The organism is Streptomyces sp. NPDC050546 (assembly GCF_044457425.1).
Classification (GTDB): Bacteria; Actinomycetota; Actinomycetes; order Streptomycetales; family Streptomycetaceae; genus Streptomyces.
In genome coordinates this window covers 11,400-38,216 of record NZ_JBITGX010000030.1, presented here as the reverse complement: position 1 = coordinate 38,216, position 26,817 = coordinate 11,400, and the positions used below count along the sequence as shown (strand labels likewise).

Here is a 26,817-nt window from a genome sequence, read left to right as displayed (position 1 = left end):
CGCCGTAGGGGCTTGTGTTGTGTTGCGTCTGCGGGTGCGCGGGGGTTCTTCGCGCAGTTCCCCGCGCCCCCAACACCTCTACAACCAGCCTTTTTCTCGTGCTGTGCGGACCGCTTCCGCTCGGTTTCTCACCGCTAGCTTCTGGATGGCTGTGCTGAGGTAGTTGCGGACTGTGCCCTGGGAGAGGTGCAGGGTGGTTGCCAGTTCGGCGTTGGTGGAGCCGTCCGCCGCCGCTCGGAGGACCTCTCGCTCGCGGTCCGTCAAGGGGTTGGCGCCGTCCGCCAGGGCCGCTGCCGCGAGGGTGGGGTCGATGACGCGTTCGCCGGTGAGGACCTTGCGGATCGCCTCGGCGAGCCGGGCCGCGGGGGCGTCCTTGACCAGGAAGGCGTCGGCGCCGGACTCCATGGCGCTGCGGAGGTAGCCGGGGCGGCCGAACGTGGTGAGGATGACCAGCTTCACGGCGGGGAGTTCCTCGTGGAGGCGGGCCGCGGCCTCTATGCCCGTCGCGCCGGGCATCTCGATGTCGAGGAGGGCCACGTCGACGGCGTGTTCGCGGGCCGCTGCCAGGACCTCGTCGCCGCGGGCCACCTGGGCGACGACCTCGATGTCCGCTTCCAGGCCGAGCAGGGCGGCCAGGGCCTCGCGGACCATCGACTGGTCCTCGGCGAGGAGGACCTTGATCGTGCGGCTCATGCCGGGGATCCTACGTCCGCCGGATCGGCCGTGGGCACGCGGGCGACCAGGCGGAAGCCGTGCTTGAGCGGGCCCGCCTCCAGGGCGCCGCCCGCCTTGGCCAGGCGTTCGGTGAGGCCCGTGAGGCCGTTGCCGTAGCCGTAGCCCGGGCCGCCGGAGCCGTTGTCCTCGACGGTGAGTTCGAGCACCGGGCCGTCGAGGGTCTGGCGGCGCAGCAGCTCGACCGTGCAGCGGCGGGCGCCGCTGTGCCGTACGACGTTGGTGACCGCCTCGCGCAGGGCCCAGGCGAGGGCGGACTCGCTCTCCTCGGGGACGCCGGCGAGGCCGGGCGGCTCGGCGGGCAGGTCGGTGATGACGCCGGCCGCGGTCAGGGCGACCCGGGCACCGGCGAGTTCGGCGCTCAGACGGGGGCGCCGGTAGCCGGTGACGGCCTCGCGTACGTCCACCAGGGCCTGGCGGCTGACCTGCTCGATGTCGGCGACCTGCTGGGCCGCCTCGTCGGGCCGGCCGGGGAGCATCCGGCCGGCGAGCTCGCTCTTGAGGGTGATCAGGGAGAGGGAGTGGCCGAGCAGGTCGTGCAGGTCCCTGGCCAGGCGCAGGCGCTCCTCGTTGGCGGCGAGCTGGGCGACGGTGGCGCGGGCCTCGCGCAGGGCGACGGTCGTCCGGACGAGTTCGCGTACGCCGGTCATGGCGAAGCCGCCGAGAAGGGCCGGGACGAGGAGCCCGGCCAGGTAGGACAGGCCGTCGTGCGTCGCGAGCGCCACCGCGGTCAGCAGGGCGCACGTGGCCGGGATCGTCCAGCGGGCCATGCGCAGGGGCAGGGCCGCCCCGGACGCGATCGAGACGTACACGAACAGCACCAGCCACTCGCGGCCCAGGGTGAGGGCGAGGAGCGTGGACTGGGCCGCGAGGACCCCGAGCGAGCCGAGCACCAGGGTGTTGCGCTCGCCGCGGCCCGTGCGGAAGACCAGCAGCATGTACCAGGTGACGAACGCGGCCAGACCGAGCCAGCCGAGGATCCGTACGCCCGTGCTGTGGCCGCCGTGCAGCAGGTCGGTGACGGGCGCGCTCAGGTAGACCAGCCAGATGCCGGTCCACAGCGACTTCACCACCCGCTGCCTGCGGTTCACCGGGCGCTGCCCGATACCGAACCCGACGCCGCTCACGCCTTCAGGGTGTCCTTCCGGTACAGCCAGGCCGCGCCGCCCGCGAACAGGACGAACGACACCACGAGCACGGCGAGGTCCTGGACGTGCGGGGCGCGGCTCTGCTCGATGGCCTGCCCCAGGGCAGCGTACGCGTGCGTGGGAAGCCACTTCGCGATGTCCTGGAGCCAGTCCGGGAAGGTCGTCGTCGGCATCCACAGGCCGCCGAGCATCGACAGGCCGAAGTAGGTGAGCATCGTGATCGGGCGGACCGCGTCGCCGCTGGCGACGTAGCCGATGGCGACGCCGAGCGCGGCGAAGACGAGGCTGCCGGCCCAGATCGCGCCGGTCAGTGCGAGCCACTGCCAGGCGTCCAGGCGTACGTGCTTCACGGCCGCCGCGACGGCGAAGACGATGACGATGGACGGCAGGCTGACGACGGCGGCGCTCGCGGTCTTGGCGAGGACGTAGCCGCGGCCCGGCAGCGTGGTCAGGCGGAGCTGCCGCACCCAGCCGCCCTCGCGCTCCTTGGCGATGCGCTCGCTGTTGCCCATGAGGACGGCCGTGAGAGCGCCGAAGGAGGCCATGGAGACCATCATGTAGGTCGGCAGGGTCAGGCCGGTGCCGGGGACCTCGGTGGTGCTGTCGGCGTTGCCCGCGATGATCAGGAACAGCACCGACGGGTAGATCACGGAGAAGAACAGGAACTTGCGGTTGCGCAGGGCGCGGGTGAGCTCCAGCTTGATCAGGCTGTTCACTTCGACTTCGCCTCCTCGGCGGCGGTGATCGCGACGAAGGCCTGCTCCAGGCCGAGCCCGGCGACTTCGAGGTTGCGGGGGTAGACGCCGAGGCCGTACAGGGCGTGGACGGTCGCGTCGGCGTCGGTGGACTGGATGCGGACGGTCCGGCCGGAGACGGCCAGGGAGGTCAGGAACGGCAGGCCGCGCAGGGCGGCCTCGTCGACGGTGTCCGCCAGGTCGAAGGAGACGCGGCGGGCGCCCGCCCTGGCCTTGATCTCGGCGGCCGTGCCGTCGGCGAGGAGCCGGCCGCGGTGCAGCACGAGGACCCGGTCGGCGATGGCGTCGGCCTCTTCGAGGTAGTGGGTGGCGAAGAGGACGGTCCGGCCCTGGTCGGCCTGTTCGCGCATGGTGGCCCAGAAGGCCTGTCGGGTGGTGACGTCCATGCCGGTGGTGGGCTCGTCCAGGACGACGAGGTCGCTGTCGCCGGCGGTGGCGAGGGCGAAGCGGACGCGCTGGGCCTGGCCGCCGGAGAGCTTGTTGACCTTACGGCCGGCGAGCTGCGCGATGCCCGCGCGGGACAGGACCTCGGAGGGCTGGTACGGCTTCGGGTGCAGGTCGCAGGCGAGTCGCACCAGTTCGGCGACCGTGACCTCGTCCATCAGCCCGCCGCTCTGCAGCATGGCGCCCACGCGCCCGGCGACGATGGCCTCCCGGGGACCGGCGCCGAAGAGGCGGACCGTGCCGCTGTCGGGCTTCTTGAGACCGAGGAGCAGATCGAGGGTGGTGGACTTGCCGGCGCCGTTGGGTCCGAGCAGCGCCACGGTCTCCCCCGGGCGCAGGGTCAGGGTCAGTCCGTCCACGGCGCGGACGGTGTCGTATGCCTTGCTCACCTGGTCGAACGCGACCACCGAGGCTGTCGTTGTCATACGGCCATGGTGGCTTCGGGGGTGTGGGCGGGGGCAGTGTCGGGCGTCCGTAGTGCCGGATGACAGATGTCATGCCGTGCGGGTGACGATGCCGAGCAGCCCCTGCCCGGTGAGGCAGGGGCTGCTCGTCCGTCCGGACCTTATGAGGTCAGTTCGGCTTGGTCTCGATGACTCCGACGCGCTCCGCCGGTGTCTTGCCGCGCAGGGCCTCGCGCAGCGCGGAGACGACGTCCTGCGGCAGTACGTCGCGCTTGCCGCTCGCGCCCTCGATCTGCACGCCCTGGAAGGTCGTGCCGTACGCCTCCTGGAGTGCCTTGAGGTTGTACGTGTCCACGAGCTTGCCGTCGACGGCCTTGAAGCTGAGGATCTTCGGCAGGGACACCTTGCCGAAGTCGATGCTGTGCGCCGCGTCGGTGCGGATGGTGACGAGGTCGGACATCGCGGGCTGCGCGAACTCCTTCAGCATCCGGTCGACCTCGGCGTTCGAGACGGTCGGCTGGCGGGTGGTGGTCGGGAGGTTCACCGTGCCGGCCGTGCCGGTCTCCACCTGGGTGCGGTAGGCCTGCTCGATCGCGGCGGTCGACTTGTCGACGTCGATGCCCTTGCCCACCTTGCCGTAGACGGCGACGGCCTTGCCGCCCTGGAACTTGATGGTGCCGTCGGACGACGAACCCGAGCCGCCCGCGGCGGTCTCCAGGGACGCGTGCAGCTTCTCCTCGTCGATCGGCATGACGGGGGTGACGACACGGTGGTTGCCGAACAGCGATCCGATCACGGAGACCGGGTTGTAGTCGCTGCCCGCCGCCGCGTCCGCCGTGGCGTCCATGTCGAACTGGAGGCCCGAGTTGTCCGGGTCGAGGGACACGGCCTTGCCGCCCACCGACAGCTTCAGCGGCTTGCCCGCGTTGCCGTCGAAGGCCTCGTCGAGCTTCTTGACCGCGCCGTCGCGGGTGGTGCCGCCGATGTCGACGCCGAGGACGGTCGTGCCCTTCGGGACGTCGGTGCGGTTCATCAGCAGACCGGCGCCGTAGAGGCCACCGGCGGCGACGACCACACCGACCGCCAGCAGCACGAGCTTGTTGCGGCCCTTCTTCTTCGGCGCCTTCGAGGAGCTCGCCGGGGGCGGGGAGACCGGCTCGGGCAGCTTCGGGGCTCCGTGCGGCACCGGGCCCTCGCCGGGCGCGCCCGGGCCGAACGGGGAGGCCGCGCCGGACGGTACGACCGGGATGCCGCTGGTGACGGTGTGCCCGGAGACGTTGTCGTGGCGGGGGCCGTAGCCCTGGCCGTCCGGCTCGGGGGCCGGCTTCTGCGGGGTGAGGATGGCGGTGTCGTCGCTCATACCGCCGCCGGGAGCGCCGCCCAAGGGGCCGGGGCCGCCGGCACCAGCGGGGCCGCCGGGGTTGGTCGTACCGGGGCCTCCGGGGCCGCCCTTGCCCGCGGGACCGCCGGGACCGCCGGGTGCACCCGGGCGTCCGGGTCCGCCGGGCCCGCCTATGGCTCCGGGGCCGGCGGGCGCGCCGGGGCCACCCGGTCGGCCGGGGTCGTTGAAGGCGCTGGGGGCGCCGGGGCCGCCCGGGCGACCGGGCTCGTCGAAGGCGCCGGGCCCGCCGGGCCTACCCGGCTCGCCGAAGGAGCCGGGGCCACCAGGACCGCCCGGTCGGCCCGGGGCACCCCGTCCACCCGGTCCGGCGAAGGCGTCGGGACCGCTCTGCTCGGTGAAGCCGCCCGGGGCACCGGGGCCACCGGCCGACGGTGCCATCGGGCCGTCCCCGGTGACCGGGCCGCCCGTCGGGCCGGCCGGACCCTGGGAACCGGGGCCGCCCTGGCCCGTACGGTCGTGCTCAGAGAAGAACGGCAGATCGTCGCGGCGCGCCTCGCCGGCACCGCCGCCGCTGCCCGGGGCGGGACGCGAACCGTTGCCCAGCGGGCCGGCCGCCAGTGCCTCGGTGACGTCGAAGGAGCCGGTGCCGCCGCCGTGCCCGGGCGCGACGGGTCCGCCGGTCGCACCGCCGGGGAGCCCGGCACCGTTCGTACCGCCGGAACGGGAGCCGCCCGGCGCGCCCATGGAGCCGACCACGCCTCCGGGCCGCCCGGCACCCGGCCGGGCCCCACCGGACGCACCGGCACCGGACACACCGGGAGCGCCCGCACCAGGGGCACCCGCGCCGGAACCGCCCGCCGCCGGGTTCGAACCGCCCGGCATACCGGCCCCGTTGGTGGAGCCGCTGCCCTGACTGCCCGGACCCGTGCCGGACTTGCGGGGCGCGAACCAGTCGCTGGTCGGCTTGTCGTCGGCGGGCTGCGCGGGCTCGGCGGGAGGCTCGACCGTGCCGGTGCCCCTGGAGGTGGCGGCACCCGGTGCCGAGGCCTCCTTGCCGGAGCCCGCACCGGTCGTCCCGGTGTCGCCCGAGCCCTCCGAATCCCCGACGGGCTTGCGCACCACCACGGGCGGAATGGGCCGTGACCCGGGGATGTTGATCCGGATCCGGGTCGTCAGCGTGGTCTCGGTCTTGCGTTCCTCCGGCCGGGCGGCCGAACGGCCCGCTTCCGTACCGGCGTCGGAGACCGCGGGGGTCCCGTACGGCGGCGTACCCGACGGGTAGGCGGCTCCACCGCGCCCGTTGGGCCCGGAGGACGGAGTGTCAGTTTCACGACTCAAGGCAGGTTCTCCCGGTTGGCTCCGCCGCCCGACACGACCTCACGCGGGCAGCTCGGCGGCGCGCACCACCATACTGGCCACTTCTCGCCCGTATCCCATGACCGCCGGGAATCCCACACCGGACCCCCACGGGCACGTCCTGGCGAAGTGGTACGTCACTTGGCAAGTCGGACGGGACCGTCGTCAGGTTGCCGCCCCGGGGCAAGGGTGGCGCACATCACAGCCGCACCGATGCCCCCGAGCAGATAGAGGTAGGAGCCGCTCCCCGCGGCGAAGAGGAAGTCGCCCTCGGGACGGCTGGCCGTGAGCAGGATGACGGCGAGCATCCAGCCGGCGGCGGCCGCGACGCCCCCGATCCGGCCGCGGGTGACGCGTGCCGCGCCCAGGACGGCTCCGGCCTCCCCGGCGAGGGCGAGCAGCAGTCCGCCCGGGAACCACGCGGGCTGCACCAGCGCCCCGGCGACGCCGACCACGGCACCGAGCAGGAAGAACCCCAGACAGGCGGTGATCCGTGCGGCGGACGGCGGCCGTATCGGCTGGGCGAGCATCGGGCTCCGGTCGCTCATGAGGCCTCCTCGACACCGGCGAACAGGTCCGTCTCCCGCTCTCCGGGCCCCTGCTCGCCCCGCACCAGCTCGTAGTACTCGGTCGTGAGGATCGGCTGGGCGAGTTCGTTGGACAGCACGAAATACGGCTCGGCCACGGTGATCTGGGTGGCGTGGGCGCGCATCGCGGCGGCCTTGGCGGCGGCGTGGGCGGTGCCGTCGATCACCGCGGTGACGCGCTCCTCGGCCACCACACCGGGCACGTCGTCGACCTCGGCCGCCTTGGCGAAGGGGAGGCCGGGCAGGTCGTCCCGGAGCCGGGCGAAGGACTCCTCCACAACGGGCCGGGGGACCCGGTTCCAGTACACCTTCGGGATCGGGATGCCGGCCTCTGCCGCCAGCTCGGCCGCGCGCATGGCGACGCGGTGGGCCTGGATGTGGTCGGGATGGCCGTAGCCGCCGTCGTCGTCGTAGGTGACGAGGACCTGGGGGCGTACCTCGCGGATCACCTCGACGAGGTGTGCGGCGGCCTCGTCGACGTCGGCCTGCCAGAAGCAGCCGGGGTCGTCGTTGTCGGGCAGGCCCATCATCCCGGAGTCGCTGTAGCGTCCGGCGCCGCCGAGCAGGCGGACGTCCTCGACGCCGAGCTCGGCCATGGCGGCGGCGAGCTCGCCGCGGCGGTACTGCCCCAGCGCGGCGCCGGTCAGGTGCGCGAGCCCGGGCGGGATGACCTCGCCGCGTTCGCCGAGGGTGCAGGTGACCAGGGTGACGTGGACACCCTCGGCCGCGTACCTGGCCATGGTGGCGCCGTTGTTGATCGACTCGTCGTCCGGGTGCGCGTGCACCAGCAGCAGACGCCGGTCGGGCAGTTCCGTCATGGAACCCACCCTACGAGGTCCCGCGACCCCGGCTCACAAGGCCGCGGGCGGGACCCGGCCGGTCAGAACTTGATGCTGCCGATCATGCCCGCGATGTTCGTCGTCAGCTCGTTGATCGTGGGAGCGACGGTCGAGGAGGCGAGGTAGAAGCCGAGCAGCATGCAGACGACCGCATGCCCCGCCTTCAGCCCTGACTTCTTGATCAGCAAGAAGACGATGATCGCCAGCAGCACCACCGCCGAAATCGAGAGTGCCACGGCGGCTCACCTCCAAAGATCCACAAGGGTGCGGGGGGTCGGACTATGGGGGCATTAAATCCGTACGTCAGCCAGCAGGTTCATACCCACTATGCGACATTGATCATAACTATCCGTCCGTGCGCATCGATCGGCGCACGGCCGCACAAGGGGGCGCATGGCCAATATGGTCAGGGCATGACGACCGAGCCTGACTCCTTCCCCCGGCGGCACGCCCGCACCCAGCGCTTCACGCTCGGCGCGCCGCGTTCGTTCAGTGTGGCGCCCGACGGTTCACGTGTTGTGTTCCTGCGCTCCGGCTCCGGTACGGACCGGGCGAGTTCGCTGTGGGTCCTCGACACGGAGGAGGGCGGGGAGCGTGTGGCCGCCGACCCGCGCGCCCTGCTGGGCGGCGCCTCGGAGGACCTGTCGGCCGAGGAACGGGCGCGGCGCGAGCGGAGCCGCGAGGGCGGTGCGGGGATCGTCGGGTACGCCACCGACTCGGCCGTCGAGTTGGCCTCTTTCGCCTTGTCAGGGCGGCTTTTCGCAGCCGAGCTGCGGGCCGGGACGGCGCGTGCGCTGTCCACGCCGGGGCCGGTGATCGACCCGCGTCCGTCGCCCGACGGCAGGCACATCGCCTATGTCGCGCAGGGCGCGCTGCGGGTGGTGGGCGCCGAGGGGGACGGCGACCGGGCGCTCGCCGAGCCGGATTCCGAGAATGTCTCATTCGGGCTCGCCGAGTTCATCGCGGCCGAGGAGATGGGGCGTTCACGCGGCTTCTGGTGGGCTCCGGAGTCGGACCGCCTGCTGGTGGCACGGGTGGACGACACACCGGTGCAGCGGTGGTGGATCTCCGATCCGGCGCATCCCGGGCGGGAGCCGCAGCGGGTGGCGTATCCGGCGGCGGGCACCGGCAACGCGGAGGTGCGGCTGTTCGTGACCGGCCTGGACGGGTTGCGCACGGAGGTCGCCTGGGACCGGGCGCGGTATCCGTATCTGGCGCATGTCCACTGGTCAGCGGCGGGCGCGCCGCTGCTGCTCGTACAGGCGCGCGATCAGCGCAGCCAGTTGATCCTGGCCGTGGATCCGGAGTCGGGCGCGACGCGGATGGTGCACGCCGACGAAGATCGAACATGGCTTGATCTTTTCCCCGGGGTGCCGTGCTGGAGCCCGTCCGGGCAGTTGGTCCGGATCGCGGACGAGGGCGGCGCACGGGTGCTGGCGGTCGGGGAGCGGCCGCTCACGGGAGCGCAGTTGCACGTCCGGGCCGTACTGGACGTCTCCGACGACGACGTGCTGGTCTCGGCGTCGGCGGGCGAGGAGGCCGGCGAGGCGGAGACGGGCCAGGTGCATGTGTACCGGGTGAACGAACTGGGCCTGGAGCGGGTGTCCCAGGAGCCGGGCGTGCACTCGGCGGCGCGGGCCGGGGACGTCACGGTTCTGGTCTCGGCGACGCTGAATCGGCCAGGTGTACGGGTGCAGGTGCTGCGCGACGGAAAACCGACGGCGACTGTCCCCTCTTATGCCGAAGACCCTGGTATGTCCCCCCGCGTGACCCTCACCGAGGGGGGCGCACGCCGCATCCCGTGCGCCGTGCTTATGCCTCGGGACTACGCCGGTGACACCCCCCTGCCGGTGCTCATGGACCCGTACGGCGGGCCGCACGGGCAGCGGGTGGTCGCCGCGCACAACCCGCACCTGACCTCGCAGTGGTTCGCGGACCAGGGCTTCGCGGTGATCGTCGCGGACGGCCGCGGCACCCCGGGCCGGTCCCCCGCGTGGGAGAAGGGGATCCACCACGACTTCACGCTGTCGCTCGACGACCAGGTGGAGGCGCTGCGGGACCTCGCGAAGCGGCATCCCCTGGATCTGTCCCGGGTGGCGATCCGCGGCTGGTCCTTCGGCGGCTGGCTGGCGGGCCTCGCGGTGCTGCGCCGCCCCGACGTCTTCCACGCGGGCATCGCGGGGGCGCCGGTGACGGACTGGCACCTCTACGACACGCACTACACGGAGCGGTACCTGGGCACCCCCGCGGAGCACCCGGAGTCGTACGCGGGGAGCTCCCTGGTCACCGCCGACGGGCTGTCCTCCCCCGCCGAGCCGCACCGCCCCCTGATGGTCGTGCACGGCCTCGCCGACGACAACGTGGTCGTCGCCCACGCCCTGCGCCTCTCCTCGGCCCTCCTGGCCGCCGGCCGCCCGCACGAGGTCCTGCCCCTGTCCGGGGTCACCCACATCACCCCGCAGGAACAGGTCGCGGAGAACCTGCTCCTCCTCCAGGTGGACTTCCTGAAGCGCTCCCTGGGCATCGACCGCCCCGCCTGAGCACGGCAACGGGCCGGGGCGACATGGCGCGCCCCGGCCCGTCTACGGCACCCGCACGGCCGTACGCTGACCAGCGTGCCGCGTCCGTATATCGGTACCGGGTCGGCGAAGTTGCTTGCGTGTTAACGCAGTTGACGGGAGCTGAAGGCCGCGTCACCGGCCTTCGGCTCCTCGGCCGGCCGCATACCGCACCCGCCCACCCGACAACAGCTGCCCTACCGGAGCCTCCGTACGGAGAACTCGTTTCCGTCGGGGTCGAGCATCAGCACCCGGCCGCCGTCGCCCTCGCCTGCGTCGGTGCGCGTGGCACCGAGCGAGACCAGGCGGTCGACCTCCGCCTCCCAGTCGGCGCCGTCGGGGAGCGCCAGCTCGAAGTACAGCCGGTTCGTGCCCGTCTTCGGCGCCACCGGAGGACCACCCCAGGTGATCTTCGTGCCGCCGTCCGGCGACTGGATCGCGGTCTCCTGGTCCTGGTCCCAGACCAGCGGCCACCGCAGCGCCTCGCTCCAGAAGTAGCCGACCTCCTGCGTACCGTCGCAGGCCAGCGCTCCGATGAGGCCGGTGTCGGCGAGGAACTTGTTGCCCGCCTCGATGACGCAGAACTCGTTGCCGTCCGGATCGGCGAGCACCACGTGCCCCTCTTCGGGGAGCTGGCCCACGTCGATGTGTTCCCCGCCGAACTCCAGCGCCCTGGCCACCGTCTGCCGCTGATCCTCCGGGGAGGTGCTCGTCAGGTCGAAGTGCGCCCGGTTCTGGCCGGTCTTCGGCTCCTGGCTCGGCAGGAAACGGATGCGGAACCCGGCTCCATCAGGGGGCAGGATCTCGACGTCGCCGTCCGGACCGTCGGCGGACTCCCAGCCCAGGACCCCGGACCAGAACCGCGCCAGGCCCGACGGCCGGGTCGCGTTGAAGCAGATCGCGAACAGTTGACTCGTCATACCCCGTGCGTCTCCGATCCACTGGCGGTCGGCAGGGCACCTCGCCCTCCTCGCGGGCGCAGCCTAGGGGGGCCGTGCAGCGCCCGCATCCGAGTTTCCGGCGCGAGCGCGGCGGGACGTCGAAGCGCATCCGGAAGACCTCTTCCCGGCACCGGAGCCGGTGCCGGGAACGAGTGGACAGCTACAGCTGTGTCCGAACCACAGCTCAGACCGCGTGGACGACGTCCTTCTTCTCGGCGAAGTGGCAAGCCGACTCGTGCGCTGCGGGGGTGTCCGTGCCCTCGAAGCGCAGCGGGACCGCCAGCAGGGGCACCTCCTCGGCGCACTTGTCCTGTGCCTTCCAGCAGCGGGTGCGGAAGCGGCAACCGGAGGGCGGGTTGGCCGGGGACGGCACGTCGCCCGTCAGAATGATCCGCTCGCGGCCTTCACGAGCCTCCGGGTCCGGCACCGGGACCGCCGACAGCAGCGCCTGGGTGTAGGGGTGCGTCGGGTGGTCGTAGATCTGCTCGTCGGTTCCGATCTCGGCCATCTTGCCGAGGTACATGACCCCGACCCGGTCCGAGATGTGCCGGACGATCGACAGGTCGTGCGCGATGAAGAGGTAGGAGAGGTTGAACTCGTCCTGGAGCTTCTCCATCAGGTTGATGACCTGCGCCTGGACGGACACGTCCAGCGCGGAGACCGGCTCGTCGCAGATGATGATCTCGGGGTTGAGCGCGAGGCCGCGGGCGATGCCGATGCGCTGGCGCTGACCGCCCGAGAACTGGTGCGGGTAGCGGTTGATGTACTCGGGGTTGAGACCCACGACGTCCAGCAGGTCCTGCACCTTGCGGCGACGGTCGCCCTTCGGGGCCACCTCGGGGTGGATCTCGAAGGTCTCACCGATGATGTCGCCCACCGTCATACGGGGGTTGAGCGAGGTGTACGGGTCCTGGAACACCATCTGGATGTTCCGGCGCACCGCCTTCAGCGCACGCCCGGACAGCTTGGTGATGTCCTGGCCCTTGTAGAAGATCTCGCCCGCGGTCGCCTTCTCCAGCATCATCAGCAGCTTGGCGACCGTGGACTTGCCACAGCCGGACTCGCCCACGATGCCGAGCGTCTCGCCCTGGTAGAGGTCGAAGGAGATACCGTCGACCGCCTTGACCGCCCCGACCTGCTTCTTGAACAGGATTCCCTGGGTGAGCGGGAAGTGCTTCACCAGGTTGCGCACCTGGAGGATCGGCTCGCCCCGCTCGACCGGCGCCTCGATCGCGGCGACCGCCTCCGACTCGGAGTGGGCGTCGACGACCTCGACCTCGGAGACGTTCGGCGTGGCGTCCTGCGGCTCGTCGGATTTGCTGAGCTCAGCCATGGATCGTCTCCTTCCAGAAGTGGCAGGCCGATCCGCGGCCGGCCAGATCGGTGCCGTCCTGCTCGGCGACCGGGTGCAGCGCCGGAATGTCGGTGCGGCAGATGTCCTGGGCCTGGGGGCAGCGCGGGTTGAAGGCGCAACCGGTCGGGATGCGCAGCAGGTTGGGCGGCAGGCCCTTGATCGCGTACAGCTCCTGGCCCTTCTGGTCCAGGCGCGGGATCGAGTCCAGCAGACCCTTGGTGTACGGGTGCGCGGGGCGCTTGTACAGCTCGTGCACCGGGGCGGTCTCCACGATCCGGCCCGCGTACATCACCGCGATCTTGTCCGCGACGTCGGCGACGACGCCGAGGTCGTGGGTGATCAGGATGAGGCCCATGTTGTACTCACGCTGCAACTCCGCGAGCAGGTCCATGACCTGGGCCTGGACCGTCACGTCGAGGGCCGTGGTCGGCTCGTCGGCGATGATCAGGTCCGGCTCCAGGGCGAGCGCCATCGCGATCATGATGCGCTGGCGCATACCGCCGGAGAACTGATGGGGGTAGTCGCCGATGCGCTCCTTGGCGGCCGGGATCTTCACCCGGTCCATCAGCTCGATCGACTTGGCCTTGGCGTCCTTCTTGGACATGCCCTGGTGGACGCGGAACATCTCGCTGAGCTGGTAGCCCACGGAGAGCACCGGGTTCAGCGAGGACAGCGCGTCCTGGAAGATCATCGCGATCTTGCTGCCGCGGATCTTCCGCCGCTCTTCGTTGGACATCTTCAGCATGTCCTGGCCGCGGAAGAGGATCTCCCCCTTGGGGATGCGGCCCGGGGGCATGTCGAGGATGCCCATGATCGCCTGCGCGGTCACGGACTTGCCGGAGCCGGACTCGCCGAGCACGGCCAGCGTCTCACCCGCGGCGACGGAGTAGTTGACGCCGTTGACGGCCTTGGCGACGCCGTCGCGGGTGCGGAACTCCACGTGCAGGTCGCGGACTTCGAGCAGCGGGCGGCTCGCGTCCGCCGCGCCGTCGGGGGCGGGACTGGCCGTTTCATCGATGATGGTCACGTACGCCTCCCTCAGCGCAGCTTGGGGTCGAGGGCGTTGCGTACCGCATCGCCGAACATCAGGAACGAGAGCACCGTGATCGAGACCATCACCGACGGGATGATCAGGGTGTGGGGGGCGATACGGAGCTGCTCACGTCCACGCGCCACGTCGCCGCCCCAGGACACCGCCGTGTCACCGAGGCCCACGCCCAGGAAGGACAGGGTGGCTTCGGCAGCGATGTAGCCGCCGAGCGCGATGGTCGCCACGACGATGATGGGCGCGAGCGCGTTGGGCAGGATGTGCCGGAACAGGATCCGGGACGTCGACGCGCCGAGCGCCTTGGCGGCCACCACGTAGTCCGCCTGCTTGATGGTGATCACAGCACCGCGGGCGACGCGGGCGATCTGGGTCCAGCCGAGGAAGGCCAGGGCCATGATGACGACCCAGACGGTGCGGTTGTCGAAGGAGTTGAGGACCACCAGGGCACCGAGCAGGAACGGGATGCCGAGGAAGATGTCGGTCATCCGCGAGAGCAGCGTGTCGGTCCAGCCGCCGAAGTAGCCGGCGATCATGCCGATGACCGTGCCGATGACGGTGACACAGAGCGTGACACCCACACCGACGGTGATCGAGGCGCGGGCGCCGTAGACGACGCGCGCGTAGATGGAGCGGCCCTGGACGTCGTAGCCGAGCCAGTCCGGGGCGAAGAAGTGCCCCCAGTTCGGCTTGCCCAGGTAGTGCTTGGCCAGATCGGCGTCGCGCGGCGAGGCGTTGGTGAACAGTCCCGGCCAGAGCGACATCACCAGCAGGAACACGATCAGCACGGCCGAGAACAGGAACAGCGGGTTGCGCCGTAGGTCGTGCCAGGCGTCGGACCACAGGCTGCGCGCCTTCTCGGCAGCCGGGCCCGCGTCGGTCACGACGACACCGGCAGTGCTCGCGGTGTCACCGGGAAGGGCTTCTACCTTCTTCTCGACGGTTTTGTCAGGCATACCGGATCCTCGGGTCCAGGACCGCGTAGAGCAGGTCGACGATCAGGCTGGCGGCGAGGTAGATGAGCACCATCAGCGAGGCGATGCCCACGACCGTGGCGCCCTCGCGGCGGCTGAGCGCGTCGTAGATCTCGATACCGATACCCCGCACGTTGAAGATGCCCTCGGTCACGATGGCGCCGGTCATCAGGCTGCCGATCTCGATACCGAGGAAGGTGACCACGGGGATCAGCGAGTTGCGCATCAGGTGGACACCGATGACACGGCGGCGCGGCAGTCCCTTGGCCACGGCGGTGCGAATGTAGTCGGAGCGCAGGTTCTCCGCGATCGACGTGCGGGTCAGCCGGGCGACGTAGGCGAGCGACAGCGACGCCAGCACGGTCGCGGGAAGCGCGAGCTGGGAGAAGTCCGTCGAGTCGGTGACCGTCGGTGTGGTGACCGACCACTTGAACGCGAGGAGGTACTGGAGCAGGAAGCCCAGCACGAAGGAGGGCATCGAGACGAGGACCAGCGTCAGTGTCAGCAGTCCGCGGTCCCGCAGCGTGTCGGGGCGCAGGCCGGCGACGACACCGAGGCCGATGCCCACGACCGTGACGAAGGTGAAGGCGAAGACCGTCAGTCTGATCGTCACCGGGAACGCGTCGGCGATGACGTCCGCGATGGGCCGCTGACTGGCGATCTGGGTGCCGAAGTCGCCCTGGAACAGCCCGGTCATGTAGTTCACGTACTGCTGAAGGAGCGGCTGATCGAGACCGAGTTCCTTCTTGATGCCCGCGACCACCGTCGGGTCGTACGCCTGATCCCCCATCATCGCCCGGACGGGATCGCCGGGCAGGGCGTACATCATGCAGAAGATGAGCAGGGTTGACCCGATGAACACCGGGATCATCTGGAGCAGTCGCCGTGCGACATAGCGCCCCATAGGTGCCTCCGTGAGGGGTTAACGCAGGTGCGGGGGCCGCCTCCTGTTGAGGAGACGACCCCCGTGCACCTCCCGCCGCCACCTGGGCGGCGGCGGGTTTACGGCCGAGGGGGAAGAGGTCCGAGAGGCCCTCTTACTTGGTGGTGACGCCCCACACTTCGAGGTCACCGTGGAAGTCGACGTTGACGTTGTCGACGCTCTTACCGTGGCCGCCGTTGATGCGGTAGTACCAGAGCGGGATGGCCGGCATGTGGTCGAGCAGCTTCTTCTCGACCTCCTGGAAGGCCTTCACCGACTCTTCGAGGGACTTGGCGTTGTCGGCCTTGTTCATCAGCGCGTCGACCTCCTTGTTGGAGAATCGACCGTTGTTGGCCTCGGCGGTGGTGTGGAAGAGCTCCTTCATGAAGTTGGCGTTGACCGGGTAGTCGGCGACCCAGCCACCGCGGTACATGCCCTTCACCTGGTCGTTGTCACGGGCCTCGAGGTCCGTGGCGAAGTCCGGCTTGGGGTCGCCGACGCAGTCGACACCGGTGGCCTTGCGGATGGACTCGCAGACCGCGGTCACCCACTCCTTGTGCCCACCGTCGGTGTTGTACTGGACGGTGAACTTGTTGCCCGGAACGCCACCGCCCTCCTTGATGAGCTGCTTGGCCTTCGCCGGGTTGTACGTGAACACGTCGGTGTTCAGGTCCTGGCTGCCCTTGACGCCCGGCGGGGTGAAGCTCTTGGCCGGCGTGCGGGTGTTGTTCAGAACCGTCTTGGTGATCGTGTCGCGGTCGATCGCCATCGACAGGCCCTGGAGGACCTTCGGGTCGATGTCCTTGAAGGTCTTGGAGTAGAACGCCGGGGTCAGCGACTGGATGGCCGCGTACGGCTGCTCGATGGCGCCGTCGCCCAGGTCCTGCTTGTACTTCGGCAGGTCCGTCGGGCCGACCTGGCGGATCATGTCCAGGTTGCCGGAGACGACGTCCTTGTAGGCGGCTTCGACCGTCGTGTAGTTCTTGAACTGGACGCCCTTGTTCTTCGCCTTGTTCGGGCCCTGGTACTCGTCCCAGGCCTTGACCTGGATGAGCTTCTTGTGGTCCCACTTCTCGAACGTGTAGGGACCGTTGCCGACCGGCTTCTGGCCGAAGGCCTTCGGGTCGTCGTAGAAGACCTTGGGCAGCGGGGCCCACGTGGAGTAGCCGAGCTTGTAGTTGAAGTACGGCATGGTGTTCTTCAGCTCGATGGTGAAGGTGTGGTCGTCCACCGCCTTCAGGCCGGACATGGCCTCGGCCTTCGGGTCACCCTTCTCCGGGTGGACATCGTCGTAGCCCTTGATGTCCTGGAACCAGAAGGAGTTCTGCTGGTTGTTCTTGATGTTGGCGTACCAGTTCCAAGCGTCGATGTACGACTTGGAGGTGACTTCTTCGCCGTTGTGGAACTTCCAGCCCTTCTTGAGCTTGACCGTCCACGTCTTCGAGTCCTTGGTGGTGACCGACTCGGCGTTCGTGTAGACGATGTTGCCCTTGGAGTCGAAGTCCAGCAGCTGCGTGAACAGGGACTGGATGACGTACGAGCCGAGGGTCTCGTTGGTGTCGGCCGGGATCAGCGGCTTCTGCGGCTCGCCGACGTCGATCGAGACATAACCGGCAGGTCCGGAACCCTTGCTCTTTCCCTCACCATCACTGTCGCCGCCGCAGGCGGTGGCGGCCAGAGCGACGACTATCGCCCCCGCGACCCACTTGGCGCTCTTGGCACCGCGCATGGGTTCCTCCTATGAAGTCATTGGTTCACCGCGAAGGGAGCACACGACACATCACGGCCCCCGCCCGTCGCCGGTGCCGGAATTCGTCGAGTGCCCCCGCGCTCGTGAGTCGCGCCGCTGCCGGCTACTGACCCGTACATCCGAGCTCTACGCGCCTAACTATCTGCCAAACACTGGGACCGAACCACACCCTCGAGGTCTCGGTTCGATCACAGCTCGCGTATACATCTTCCAAAATCCGGACAAAGGGTTTGGTGAAAGATCCCTGCGAAACGGACTTGTTACACATCTATCGGTGTCGAGTGTCCGCATTCCGGACGCGAGAATGAGATAAACGGGTTGCGACTCCCGTGACTGCCGTGCAGGGTGCCCCGGGCAGCTGTCGCCCTCTCAAGTCACCTCCGCCACAGGGCCGTTGTACGGCACCGAATCCGGGCAGGGTGAAGCACTTCCGCGCCAGGCTAGTGGGAGCGGGGCGTTCCGGACGACCTTCCCCGCCAAATCGAGGGTTTTCCCTCACCCTTGCCTGCGCGTCACCTCTTCATTACGACGACGCCGGGCACCCCGCGTCGCGGGGTGCCCGGCGTCGTCGTTCGGCGGGAGGCGTCAGCCGTGCTTGGCGCGGCTCGCGGCGCGGGCGCGCTCGCGGGCGTCCAGGTTCACCTTGCGGATGCGCACGGCCTCCGGGGTGACCTCGACGCACTCGTCGTCGCGGCAGAACTCCAGGGACTGCTCCAGGGAGAGCTTGCGCGGCGGGACGATCGCCTCGAACGAGTCGGCCGAGGAGGACCGCATGTTGGTGAGCTTCTTCTCCTTGGTGATGTTGACGTCCATGTCGTCGGCGCGGGAGTTCTCGCCGACGATCATGCCCTCGTACACCTCGGTGCCGGGCTCGGTGAACAGCACGCCGCGCTCCTGGAGGTTGGTCATCGCGAACGCGGTGACCGCACCGGCGCGGTCGGCGACCAGGGAGCCGTTGTTACGGGTCTGGAGGGCGCCGAACCAGGGCTCGAAGCCCTCGTGGATGGAGTGGCCGATGCCCGTGCCGCGGGTCTGCGTCAGGAACTCCGTACGGAAGCCGATCAGACCGCGGGAGGGGACGACGAACTCCATGCGGACCCAGCCGGAGCCGTGGTTGGACATGTTGTCCATGCGGCCCTTGCGGACGCCCATGAGCTGCGTGACCGCGCCCATGTGCTCCTCGGGTACGTCGATCGTCATGCGCTCGACGGGCTCGTGCGTCTTGCCGTCGATCTCCTTGGTGACGACCTGCGGCTTGCCGATGGTCAGCTCGAAGCCTTCCCGGCGCATCGTCTCGACCAGGATGGCGAGCGCGAGCTCACCACGGCCCTGGACCTCCCAGGCGTCCGGCCGCTCGGTGTCCAGCACGCGGAGCGAGACGTTGCCGACCAGCTCGCGGTCGAGGCGGTCCTTTACCTGGCGAGCGGTGACCTTGCGGTCCTTGACGGCCGCCTTGTTGTCGGCGCCCTTGCCGGTGGCGCCACGGCCGACCAGCGGGGAGGTGTTGGTGCCGATGACCATGGAGATCGCGGGCTGGTCGACCGTGATCAGCGGCAGCGCGACCGGGTTCTCCGGGTCCGCCAGGGTCTCGCCGATCATGATGTCCGGAATACCGGCGACCGCGCAGATGTCACCGGGGCCGGCCATCTCCGCCGGCTTGCGGGTGAGCGCCTCGGTCATCATCAGCTCGGAGATGCGGACGTTGCTGACGGACCCGTCACGCTTCATCCACGCGACCGTCTGGCCCTTGCGCAGCTCGCCCTGCTCGACGCGGAGCAGCGCGATACGGCCGAGGAAGTTGTCGGCGTCCAGGTTGGTGACGTGGGCCTGGAGCGGGGCGGCCTCGTCGTACGTCGGCGCCGGGATGTGCTCCAGGATCGTGGAGAAGAACGGCTCCAGGCTGGTGGAGTCGGCGGGGACCGTGCCGTTGTCCGGCTTGGTCAGGGAGGCGATGCCGTCACGGCCGCAGGCGTAGACGATCGGGAACTCGATCTGCTCCTCGTCGGCGTCCAGGTCGAGGAAGAGGTCGTAGGTCTCGTTGACGACCTCGTCGATCCGGGAGTCCGGACGGTCCGTCTTGTTGATGCACAGGATGACGGGCAGGCGCTGCTGCAGCGCCTTGCGCAGCACGAAGCGGGTCTGCGGGAGCGGGCCCTCGGAGGCGTCCACGAGCAGGACGACACCGTCGACCATCGACAGACCGCGCTCGACCTCGCCGCCGAAGTCGGCGTGACCGGGGGTGTCGATGATGTTGATGGTGATGACGTCCCCCCCGTCCTTCGGGTGGTACTTCACCGCCGTGTTCTTGGCGAGGATCGTGATGCCCTTCTCACGCTCCAGGTCGTTCGAGTCCATCATGCGGTCGTCGACGCCCTCGAGCTGGTGGGCGGCGAAGGCACCGGCCTGCTTCAGCATGCCGTCGACGATGGTGGTCTTGCCGTGGTCGACGTGGGCGACGATGGCGACGTTGCGGATGTCGTGGCGCGTGGCCATAAGAAGGCGTACTCCCGGAGTGTGAGGAAGGCCCTGCGCGGACGTCTGCGGTGCGCGGACCCTGCCGGGCTCAACATGCCACGGCCTCACCCCATGGTACGGGTGCGCGGCCGCTGGGCTTAGCCGGGATACGTCGGTGCTGGTCAGGATGGATTGCAGGGTGCTCTGCGGCCGCTCCGGGGCTGCTGGGGGCTGCCGCCCCCAGGCCCCCGCTTCGGCCTGGACGGCCTCGTCCTCAAGCGCCGGACGGGCTGGAAGCGCCTGACGGGCCGGAGGCCGGCTTCGCGCCCTTCTTCAGGAAGCCCATGTCCTCGTAGACCGGCGTGCCGAGGCCGAAGGCGCCGGTGTTGACCAGGTTCTTGCGGGCGGCGACGAGCTGGGGGCGCTGGAAGAGGGGGATCGAGCCGGCCGCCGCCCAGATGCGGGAGTCCGCCTTGCGGATCAGGGAACGGGACTCGCCCTCGTCGAGGGTGGCCACGGCCTGGTCGAAGAGCTGGTCGACCTGGTCGGTGCCGACGCGGGTGTAGTTCTGCTCGACGTTCAGCGAGCCGTCGGCGGCCGGGACCGGCTTGGCGTAGACGGGCCGGGCGTCGGTGGCGGGGAAGGCGGAGGCGGGCCAGGAGTAGAGGGCGAGGTCGTACTGGCCGGACGCGATGTGGTCCTTGAAGTACGACTCGTCGGAGACCTTGGAGATCTCCGTGCCGATGCCGACGCGCTCCAGCATGCGGGCGATGCGGTCGGCCACCGTGCGCAGTGTCTGGGAGCCGGGCCCGGAGGGGAGCACGAAGCGGAGGGTGAGCGGCTTGCCGTTCTTGGCGAGCGGGGCGGCCTCGCGGCCGGCCGGGGCGGCGGTGCCCATGGGGGCGTAGGCACCGGGGGCGCCGCCCTGGTGCGGCTGCTTGTACTGCTTGCCGTCCTGGGCGAGGTGGTTCGGGTCCTTGTCGTGGTGCGCCTTGCCGTCCTGCCGGTCCTTGTCGTCCTGCCTGTCCTTGCCGTCCGAGCCGACGATGTATTCGCCGTCGTCGTTCCGGGACTCGTCCTCGGAGGACTTTCCGGCCTTCTCGCCCTCGGCTCCGGCCGCCTTCTCCCCCTTCTTCTTCTCTTCCTTGATCGGGCCGCCCCGCACCCACCCGGCGTCCGCGAGCAGCGCCTGGGCCTCCTTGGTGTCCTGGCCGCCGAGGGCGCCGCTGTTGTCGGCGTAGGCGGCCTGGCCGGACAGCGCGAGGTGGCTGCCGACCGGTACGGCGGGCAGTCCGAGGGGCTTCAGCACCGCCTTGGCCAGTTCCTTGCGGTCCAGGGCGCGGGCGACGGCCCTGCGGACGCGTTCGTCGGCGAGCGGCCCCTCGGCCCCGTTCAGGGCGAGCTGCGTGAAGGCCGGCTCCAGGGACTTGCGCACCTCGAAGCCGCGCAGGGCCTGCTGCTGCCGAGCGCGCTTGGCGGCCGCCTTGCCGCCCCGCGGCTTCTGGTCCGCCTCGGCGCCCATGACCGGACTGCTGGAGCCCCGGGGGCGGGCGGCGACGGTGATGCGGCGGGCCTCGGAGGGTGCGATCTCGGCCAGGTCGATGGCACCGGCGGCCAGCTCCTTGGCCCGCTTGTCGCGCGGCACCGTGCGCAGCACGATCTCGGAGAGCTTGGCCGGCCGGCCCCACCAGCGCGGATTGCGGGTGAGGGTGATCTCCTCGTCCTTGCGGCTGAGCTTCTTCACCAGGAAGGGGCCCGCCGTGACCTTGAGCTTCTTGCGGGCCCCGTCGTTGAAGGAGTCCGGCGTGCCCATGACGTCCTTCGGGTACAGCGGCGAGAACAGGGAGCGCCAGTCGGCGTAGGGGCGGCTGAAGGTGACCCGGACCTCCAGGGCGTTGTCCCCGCGCTCGATCTTCTGGATGCGGTCGTAGCCGGCGTTGCGGGCGGTCCAGTAGGCGGTGTCCTTGCCGGACAGGGCGCGCCACTGGGCGGCGAAGTCGGCGGCGCCGATCTCCCGGCCGTCGCTCCAGACGGCCTGCTGGTCGAGCTTGTAGAGGACGACCTGCTTGGGCTCCGTCTCGACGACCTTGGCGGACTCCAGGTAGGCGGGGTTGCGCTCCGGGCGGCCGTCGGCGTTCATCCGGAACATCGACGGCAGGACCGCCTGGGCGACGCGGGTGGTGGTGGGGTCGGCGTCCGACTGGAAGGTGTTCAGGGTGTCGGGCACGGAGTCGACGGCCCAGCGCAGGGTGCCGCCGTCGGTGATCCGGTCGCGGGCTGCGGGCTGGATGTCCTGCCCGGCGAGCGGCTTGCCGGCCGGGTCCTCGGAGCCGCATCCGGCGAGCGCGGGCACCGCGAGCACTCCCGCGGTGAGGAGGAAGGCGACCGAGCGCGAGACCGCACGCGGGCCGACGGCGTGCTGGGACATCTGTGCTACCTCCGGAAAGCCGAGGGCGTTATGATCACTTTTGGCGGTATTTGGATTTCATCTGATGTATGCGGCCCACTGAAGAGGAAAGGGTTCGGCAACACAGGGCGACACGGCGGTCACGGTCGGAGAGTCACCCGTGCGGAGCAATACACGGCAACGGCGCACCCATGCGCCTCGGCCAATCGATGCACATCCCTTCACAGCACAAGGTGTGACGCGCAACACTCGCAGGCGCATGAACGTTGCCGCCTTGGGCCTCGAAGGACCCGCGGAAGTGAGGGCAAGTCATGTCCGTTCACGACGAACTGACGTCAGTCCAGCGCAGCCTCGACGACCTGCTCCGGTCGGTGGGGCGCCTGGAGAAGCAGCTCGGCACCGGCGGCCTGGAGATGCGCCGCGTCCGTGCCGACGCCAACCATCTGCGCGAGAGCGTCGCCCTGCTGCGCGACGCCGCCGCCTCGCCGGCCGCACCGAAGCGCCCCGAGCTCGTCACCATCTCGGACGCGCCGTACGACTCCGCCCTGTGGCGCGACTCGGACGACGAGGGGCTCGGCGCCCGGGACCGGCGCGCTCCCTGACCGGTCAGGAGTGGTACGACCGGCACCTCCCCCGAACCCGACCGGAGTCGTCACGTGGCCACTGGTACGGAACCCCCCGCCACCGAACCCCAACCCAGAAGCGGCGGTGTACGGGCGGGTACGCGCGCCGCGATCACCGCCCCGCACCTGCGCACCGACCGCTGGTGGCTGGCCCCGGCCGGCACGGCCGCCGGCCTGCTGACCTTCATCGTCTACTCGACCTGGCGGGCCTTCGCCGACGCCCACTACTACGCGGCGCCGTACGTCTCGCCCTTCTACTCCCCGTGCCTGGCGGAGCGGTGCGAGCCGATGAAGGCCGGCCCGAACTGGGAGATCTTCGGCAGCTGGTGGGGCATCTCGCCCGCCATCATCATCCTGATCTTCCCGCTCGGCTTCCGGCTGACCTGCTACTACTACCGCAAGGCCTACTACCGGGGGTTCTGGGCGTCCCCGCCGGCCTGCGCGGTGGCCGAGCCGCACAAGAAGTACACCGGTGAGACCCGCTTCCCGCTGGTCCTGCAGAACATCCACCGGTACTTCTTCTACGCCGCGCTCGTCGTCGCCGGGATCCTCACGTACGACACCGTGCTCGCCTTCCGCGACGAGAACTACGCGTGGGGCCACATGGGCCTCGGCACCCTCGTGTTCCTCGTCAACATCGTGCTGATCTGGGCGTACACGATCTCCTGCCACTCGTGCCGGCACATCGTCGGCGGCAAGCTCAAGCACTTCTCCAGGCATCCCGTGCGCTACCGGATGTGGCAGTGGGCCGGGAAGCTCAACGCCCGGCACATGCAGCTCGCCTGGGCGTCGCTGGTGAGCGTGGCGCTCGCCGACTTCTACGTCTATCTGGTCGCGTCCGGCGCCTTCGACGATCCGCGGTTCTTCTGATGAGGGGTGCGTACTGATGTCCGTGGTCGACCGGCAGGAATGGGACGTCGTCGTGGTGGGCGCGGGCGGTGCCGGGCTGCGCGCCGCCATCGAGGCCCGTGAGCGGGGCGCCCGTACGGCCGTGATCTGCAAGTCGCTGTTCGGCAAGGCGCACACCGTGATGGCCGAGGGCGGCATCGCCGCGGCGATGGCCAACGCCAACGAGAACGACACCTGGCAGACCCACTTCCGCGACACCATGCGCGGCGGCAAGTTCCTCAACCAGTGGCGGATGGCCGAGCTGCACGCGCAGGAGGCGCCGCAGCGGGTGTGGGAGCTGGAGACCTGGGGCGCGCTGTTCGACCGCACCAAGGACGGCCGGATCTCCCAGCGCAACTTCGGCGGCCACGAGTACCCGCGCCTCGCCCACGTCGGCGACCGCACGGGCCTGGAGCTGATCCGCACCCTCCAGCAGAAGATCGTCCAGCTCCAGCAGGAGGACTTCAAGGAGACCGGCGACTACGAGTCCCGGCTGAAGGTCTTCCAGGAGTGCACGGTCACGCGCGTGCTGAAGACCGCGGGCGGCCAGGTCTCCGGGGTCTTCGCCTACGAGCGCGAGTCGGGCCGTTTCTTCGTCCTGGAAGCCCCCGCCGTCGTGATCGCGACGGGCGGTATCGGCAAGTCCTTCAAGGTGACGTCGAACTCCTGGGAGTACACGGGCGACGGCCACGCGCTGGCCCTCCTCGCGGGCGCTCCCCTGCTGAACATGGAGTTCGTGCAGTTCCACCCGACCGGCATGGTCTGGCCGCCGTCGGTGAAGGGCATCCTCGTCACCGAGTCGGTGCGCGGCGACGGCGGTGTGCTGCGCAACTCCGACGGCAAGCGGTTCATGTTCGACTACGTCCCCGACGTCTTCAAGGAGAAGTACGCCGAGTCGGAGGCCGAGGGCGACCGCTGGTACGACGACCCGGACCACAACCGGCGGCCCCCCGAGCTGCTCCCCCGCGACGAGGTCGCGCGGGCGATCAACGCCGAGGTGAAGGAGGGGCGCGGCTCGCCGCACGGGGGCGTGTTCCTCGACGTGTCGACGCGGATGCCCGCCGAGGTCATCAAGCGCCGGCTGCCGTCGATGTACCACCAGTTCAAGGAGCTGGCGGACGTCGACATCACGGCGGAGGCGATGGAGGTCGGGCCCACCTGTCACTACGTGATGGGCGGGGTCGCGGTCGAGTCGGACACGGCGGCGGCGCGCGGGGTGCCGGGGCTGTTCGCGGCCGGTGAGGTGGCCGGCGGGATGCACGGCTCCAACCGGCTCGGGGGCAACTCGCTGTCCGACCTGCTGGTGTTCGGGCGACGGGCGGGCTGGCACGCGGCCGAGTACGCGGCGGGACTGGCCGGGGCGCGGCCGCCGGTGGACGACGTCCAGATCGACACCGCCGCCGCCGAGGCCCTGCGCCCCTTCTCGGCCGAGGCGGAGACCGAGGAGCCCTCGGGCGGCCCGCCGGAGAACCCGTACACCCTGCACCAGGAACTCCAGCAGACGATGAACGACCTGGTCGGCATCATCCGCCGCGAGCCGGAGATGAAGCAGGCCCTGGAGAAGCTGGCGGAGCTGCGGGTACGGGCGCGCCGGGCCGGGGTCGAGGGACACCGCCAGTTCAACCCGGGCTGGCACCTCGCCCTGGACCTCAGGAACATGCTGCTGGTCAGCGAGTGTGTGGCGCGGGCCGCGCTGGAGCGCACCGAGTCGCGCGGCGGGCACACGCGTGAGGACCATCCGGGGATGGACCGCAAGTGGCGCCGTATCAATCTGCTGTGCGCGCTCACCGACCCGACGGGCGGGCTGGCGGCTGACCCGGTCCGCAGTCAGATCACCCTCAGCAGCGAGACCACCGAACCCGTCCGTGCGGACCTGCTCGCCCTGTTCGACAAGGAGGAGCTGGTGAAGTACCTGGCCGAAGAGGAGCTGTACGAGTGAGCGGCTACGAGGCCCGCTTCAAGGTGTGGCGGGGCGATACCGGGGGCGGCGGCCTGGAGGACTTCAAGGTCGAGGTGAACGAGGGTGAGGTCGTGCTCGACATCATCCACCGTCTCCAGGCCACCCAGGCACCCGATCTCGCCGTGCGCTGGAACTGCAAGGCGGGCAAGTGCGGTTCCTGCTCGGCGGAGATCAACGGCCGGCCACGGCTGATGTGCATGACCCGCATGTCGGTCTTCGACCGGGAGGAGACGATCACGGTGACGCCGCTGCGGGCGTTCCCGGTCGTCCGCGACCTGGTCACCGACGTCGGCTTCAACTACACGAAGGCCAGGGAGGTCCCGGCCTTCGTGCCGCCGGACGGGGTCGCGCCCGGCGAGTACCGCATGATGCAGGAGGACGTCGACCGCTCGCAGGAGTTCCGCAAGTGCATCGAGTGCTTCCTGTGCCAGGACACCTGCCATGTGGTCCGCGACCACGAGGAGAACAAGCAGGCGTTCGCGGGCCCCCGCTTCCTGATGCGGGTGGCGGAACTCGACATGCACCCCCTCGACGCGGCCGAGGAATCCGGCCTGGACCGCAAGACCACCGCCCAGGACGAACACGGCCTGGGCTACTGCAACATCACCAAGTGCTGCACGGAGGTCTGCCCCGAGGGCATCAAGATCACGGACAACGCCCTCATCCCCCTGAAGGAACGAGCGGCCGACCGCAAGTACGACCCACTGGTCTGGCTGGGCTCGAAGATCAGGAGACGCTCCTCAGCGAGCTGAGGGCCGGCCGGCGCGCTCTGCCAGGTGCCGCACATGCACATGCCCCTCCGACGGATGGTCCGGCGGCTGTGCCGGGCGGGTGCCCGCGAGGGGGTAGTGGCTCTTGTGCGCCACTCGGCAGGAGGCCGTGTTGTCGGCCTGGTGCAGGAGTTCGAGGCGGGTCAGGCCGGCTGGGGCGAAGGTGGTGAAGGCCCAGTCGGTCAGGGTGTGCAGGGCGCGAGGGGCGATGCCCCGGCCGCGTGCGTGCGGGGCCGTCCAGTAGCCGACCTCGGCGGACGCGGCGCCGGGGGCGATGTCCTTGAGGACGACGTGGCCGGCCGGCAGTGCGGGCGGGCCGGAGGGCTTGACCTCCTCTACGGCGAACGCGTAGCGGCGCCCCTGTTCCCAGCCCTGCTGTTGCTCACGCAGCCATAGTGCGGCGCTCGTCTCGTCGTGGACGGCGAAGGACGTCCAGCGCCGCAGGGCGTCGTCCCGGCCCAGCGCGGCCAGCCCTGCGGCGTCCCCGGGGGTCCAGGGGCGCAGGACGAGGGCGGGGGCCGTCGGTGTGGCGTCCGCGAGCAGCCGTGCGGTGGTCTCGGGCAT

Annotated in this window: 22 protein-coding genes; 5 read left to right on the top strand and 17 right to left on the bottom strand. The window is 70.2% G+C overall.

Going from position 1 to position 26,817, the window contains the following annotated elements; genetic code table 11:
- Window positions 1–78: 78 nt before the first annotated feature.
- From ACIBK5_RS42585 to ACIBK5_RS42550, 8 genes are all read right to left on the bottom strand, one after another.
- Window positions 79–693: a response regulator gene (locus tag ACIBK5_RS42585; RefSeq protein ID WP_399028728.1), complete on the bottom strand. Its 615-nt coding sequence runs from the start codon at window positions 691–693 to the stop codon at window positions 79–81.
- Entirely contained in the window at window positions 690–1,859 is a 1,170-nt protein-coding gene (locus ACIBK5_RS42580; protein WP_399028726.1) for a sensor histidine kinase, read from the bottom strand. The genes ACIBK5_RS42585 and ACIBK5_RS42580 overlap by 4 nt, the downstream gene beginning before the upstream one ends.
- A complete protein-coding gene (locus ACIBK5_RS42575; RefSeq protein WP_399028723.1) occupies window positions 1,856–2,596 on the bottom strand; it encodes an ABC transporter permease in 741 nt (246 codons plus the stop codon). The genes ACIBK5_RS42580 and ACIBK5_RS42575 overlap by 4 nt, the downstream gene beginning before the upstream one ends.
- Window positions 2,593–3,504, bottom strand: a complete 912-nt coding sequence (locus tag ACIBK5_RS42570) for an ABC transporter ATP-binding protein (RefSeq protein ID WP_399028721.1) — start codon at window positions 3,502–3,504, stop codon at window positions 2,593–2,595. The genes ACIBK5_RS42575 and ACIBK5_RS42570 overlap by 4 nt, the downstream gene beginning before the upstream one ends.
- Window positions 3,505–3,652: 148 nt before the next feature.
- Window positions 3,653–6,163, bottom strand: a complete 2,511-nt coding sequence (locus ACIBK5_RS42565; RefSeq protein WP_399028719.1) for a hypothetical protein — start codon at window positions 6,161–6,163, stop codon at window positions 3,653–3,655.
- Between the two features lie 155 nt (window positions 6,164–6,318).
- Window positions 6,319–6,729: a DUF6113 family protein gene (locus tag ACIBK5_RS42560; protein ID WP_399028717.1), complete on the bottom strand. Its 411-nt coding sequence runs from the start codon at window positions 6,727–6,729 to the stop codon at window positions 6,319–6,321.
- The gene (mshB, locus tag ACIBK5_RS42555) at window positions 6,726–7,586 is read right to left on the bottom strand and encodes an N-acetyl-1-D-myo-inositol-2-amino-2-deoxy-alpha-D-glucopyranoside deacetylase (RefSeq protein ID WP_399028715.1); all 861 of its coding nucleotides are present in this window, start codon (window positions 7,584–7,586) and stop codon (window positions 6,726–6,728) included. The genes ACIBK5_RS42560 and mshB overlap by 4 nt, the downstream gene beginning before the upstream one ends.
- 62 nt (window positions 7,587–7,648) lie before the next feature.
- A complete protein-coding gene (locus ACIBK5_RS42550; protein ID WP_010047829.1) occupies window positions 7,649–7,843 on the bottom strand; it encodes a hypothetical protein in 195 nt (64 codons plus the stop codon).
- 177 nt (window positions 7,844–8,020) lie between these two features.
- Here ACIBK5_RS42550 and ACIBK5_RS42545 point away from each other — a divergent pair, with 177 nt between their 5' ends.
- The gene (locus tag ACIBK5_RS42545) at window positions 8,021–10,147 is read left to right on the top strand and encodes a prolyl oligopeptidase family serine peptidase (protein ID WP_399028713.1); all 2,127 of its coding nucleotides are present in this window, start codon (window positions 8,021–8,023) and stop codon (window positions 10,145–10,147) included.
- Window positions 10,148–10,362: 215 nt separating this feature from the next.
- Here the strand turns inward: ACIBK5_RS42545 and ACIBK5_RS42540 are convergent, their stop codons facing one another.
- The 8 genes from ACIBK5_RS42540 to ACIBK5_RS42505 form a co-directional block, all read right to left on the bottom strand.
- Window positions 10,363–11,085: a VOC family protein gene (locus tag ACIBK5_RS42540; protein ID WP_399028711.1), complete on the bottom strand. Its 723-nt coding sequence runs from the start codon at window positions 11,083–11,085 to the stop codon at window positions 10,363–10,365.
- A 205-nt stretch (window positions 11,086–11,290) separates the two neighbouring features.
- On the bottom strand, window positions 11,291–12,439 hold the full coding sequence (locus ACIBK5_RS42535) for an ABC transporter ATP-binding protein (protein WP_399028709.1): 1,149 nt from the start codon (window positions 12,437–12,439) through the stop codon (window positions 11,291–11,293).
- Complete coding sequence (locus ACIBK5_RS42530; protein ID WP_399028707.1) at window positions 12,432–13,487, bottom strand: ABC transporter ATP-binding protein; 1,056 nt, start codon at window positions 13,485–13,487, stop codon at window positions 12,432–12,434. Before ACIBK5_RS42530 ends, ACIBK5_RS42535 begins: the two co-directional genes overlap by 8 nt.
- A gap of 11 nt (window positions 13,488–13,498) precedes the next feature.
- Window positions 13,499–14,461, bottom strand: a complete 963-nt coding sequence (locus tag ACIBK5_RS42525; protein ID WP_399028705.1) for an ABC transporter permease — start codon at window positions 14,459–14,461, stop codon at window positions 13,499–13,501.
- A complete protein-coding gene (locus ACIBK5_RS42520) occupies window positions 14,454–15,383 on the bottom strand; it encodes an ABC transporter permease (RefSeq protein WP_399028703.1) in 930 nt (309 codons plus the stop codon). Before ACIBK5_RS42520 ends, ACIBK5_RS42525 begins: the two co-directional genes overlap by 8 nt.
- 133 nt (window positions 15,384–15,516) lie before the next feature.
- Window positions 15,517–17,130, bottom strand: a complete 1,614-nt coding sequence (locus tag ACIBK5_RS42515) for an ABC transporter substrate-binding protein (protein WP_399028701.1) — start codon at window positions 17,128–17,130, stop codon at window positions 15,517–15,519.
- Between the two features lie 606 nt (window positions 17,131–17,736).
- Window positions 17,737–19,644, bottom strand: coding sequence for a translational GTPase TypA (gene typA / locus ACIBK5_RS42510; RefSeq protein WP_399028698.1), 1,908 nt, complete (start codon window positions 19,642–19,644; stop codon window positions 17,737–17,739).
- A 235-nt stretch (window positions 19,645–19,879) separates the two neighbouring features.
- On the bottom strand, window positions 19,880–22,033 hold the full coding sequence (locus ACIBK5_RS42505; protein ID WP_399028696.1) for an ABC transporter family substrate-binding protein: 2,154 nt from the start codon (window positions 22,031–22,033) through the stop codon (window positions 19,880–19,882).
- 290 nt (window positions 22,034–22,323) lie between these two features.
- Here ACIBK5_RS42505 and ACIBK5_RS42500 point away from each other — a divergent pair, with 290 nt between their 5' ends.
- From ACIBK5_RS42500 to ACIBK5_RS42485, 4 genes are read left to right on the top strand one after another with little or no spacing between them, the layout of a single operon-like run.
- The gene (locus tag ACIBK5_RS42500) at window positions 22,324–22,614 is read left to right on the top strand and encodes a hypothetical protein (protein WP_189723040.1); all 291 of its coding nucleotides are present in this window, start codon (window positions 22,324–22,326) and stop codon (window positions 22,612–22,614) included.
- Between the two features lie 54 nt (window positions 22,615–22,668).
- The gene (locus ACIBK5_RS42495) at window positions 22,669–23,505 is read left to right on the top strand and encodes a hypothetical protein (RefSeq protein ID WP_399028694.1); all 837 of its coding nucleotides are present in this window, start codon (window positions 22,669–22,671) and stop codon (window positions 23,503–23,505) included.
- A gap of 16 nt (window positions 23,506–23,521) precedes the next feature.
- Complete coding sequence (locus ACIBK5_RS42490; RefSeq protein WP_399028692.1) at window positions 23,522–25,462, top strand: fumarate reductase/succinate dehydrogenase flavoprotein subunit; 1,941 nt, start codon at window positions 23,522–23,524, stop codon at window positions 25,460–25,462.
- Window positions 25,459–26,235, top strand: coding sequence for a succinate dehydrogenase/fumarate reductase iron-sulfur subunit (locus ACIBK5_RS42485; protein ID WP_399028690.1), 777 nt, complete (start codon window positions 25,459–25,461; stop codon window positions 26,233–26,235). Before ACIBK5_RS42490 ends, ACIBK5_RS42485 begins: the two co-directional genes overlap by 4 nt.
- On the opposite strand, the gene ACIBK5_RS42480 is transcribed toward ACIBK5_RS42485, so the two are convergent.
- Window positions 26,224–26,817: a GNAT family N-acetyltransferase gene (locus ACIBK5_RS42480; protein WP_399028688.1), complete on the bottom strand. Its 594-nt coding sequence runs from the start codon at window positions 26,815–26,817 to the stop codon at window positions 26,224–26,226. The two genes, ACIBK5_RS42485 and ACIBK5_RS42480, sit on opposite strands and share 12 nt — an antisense overlap.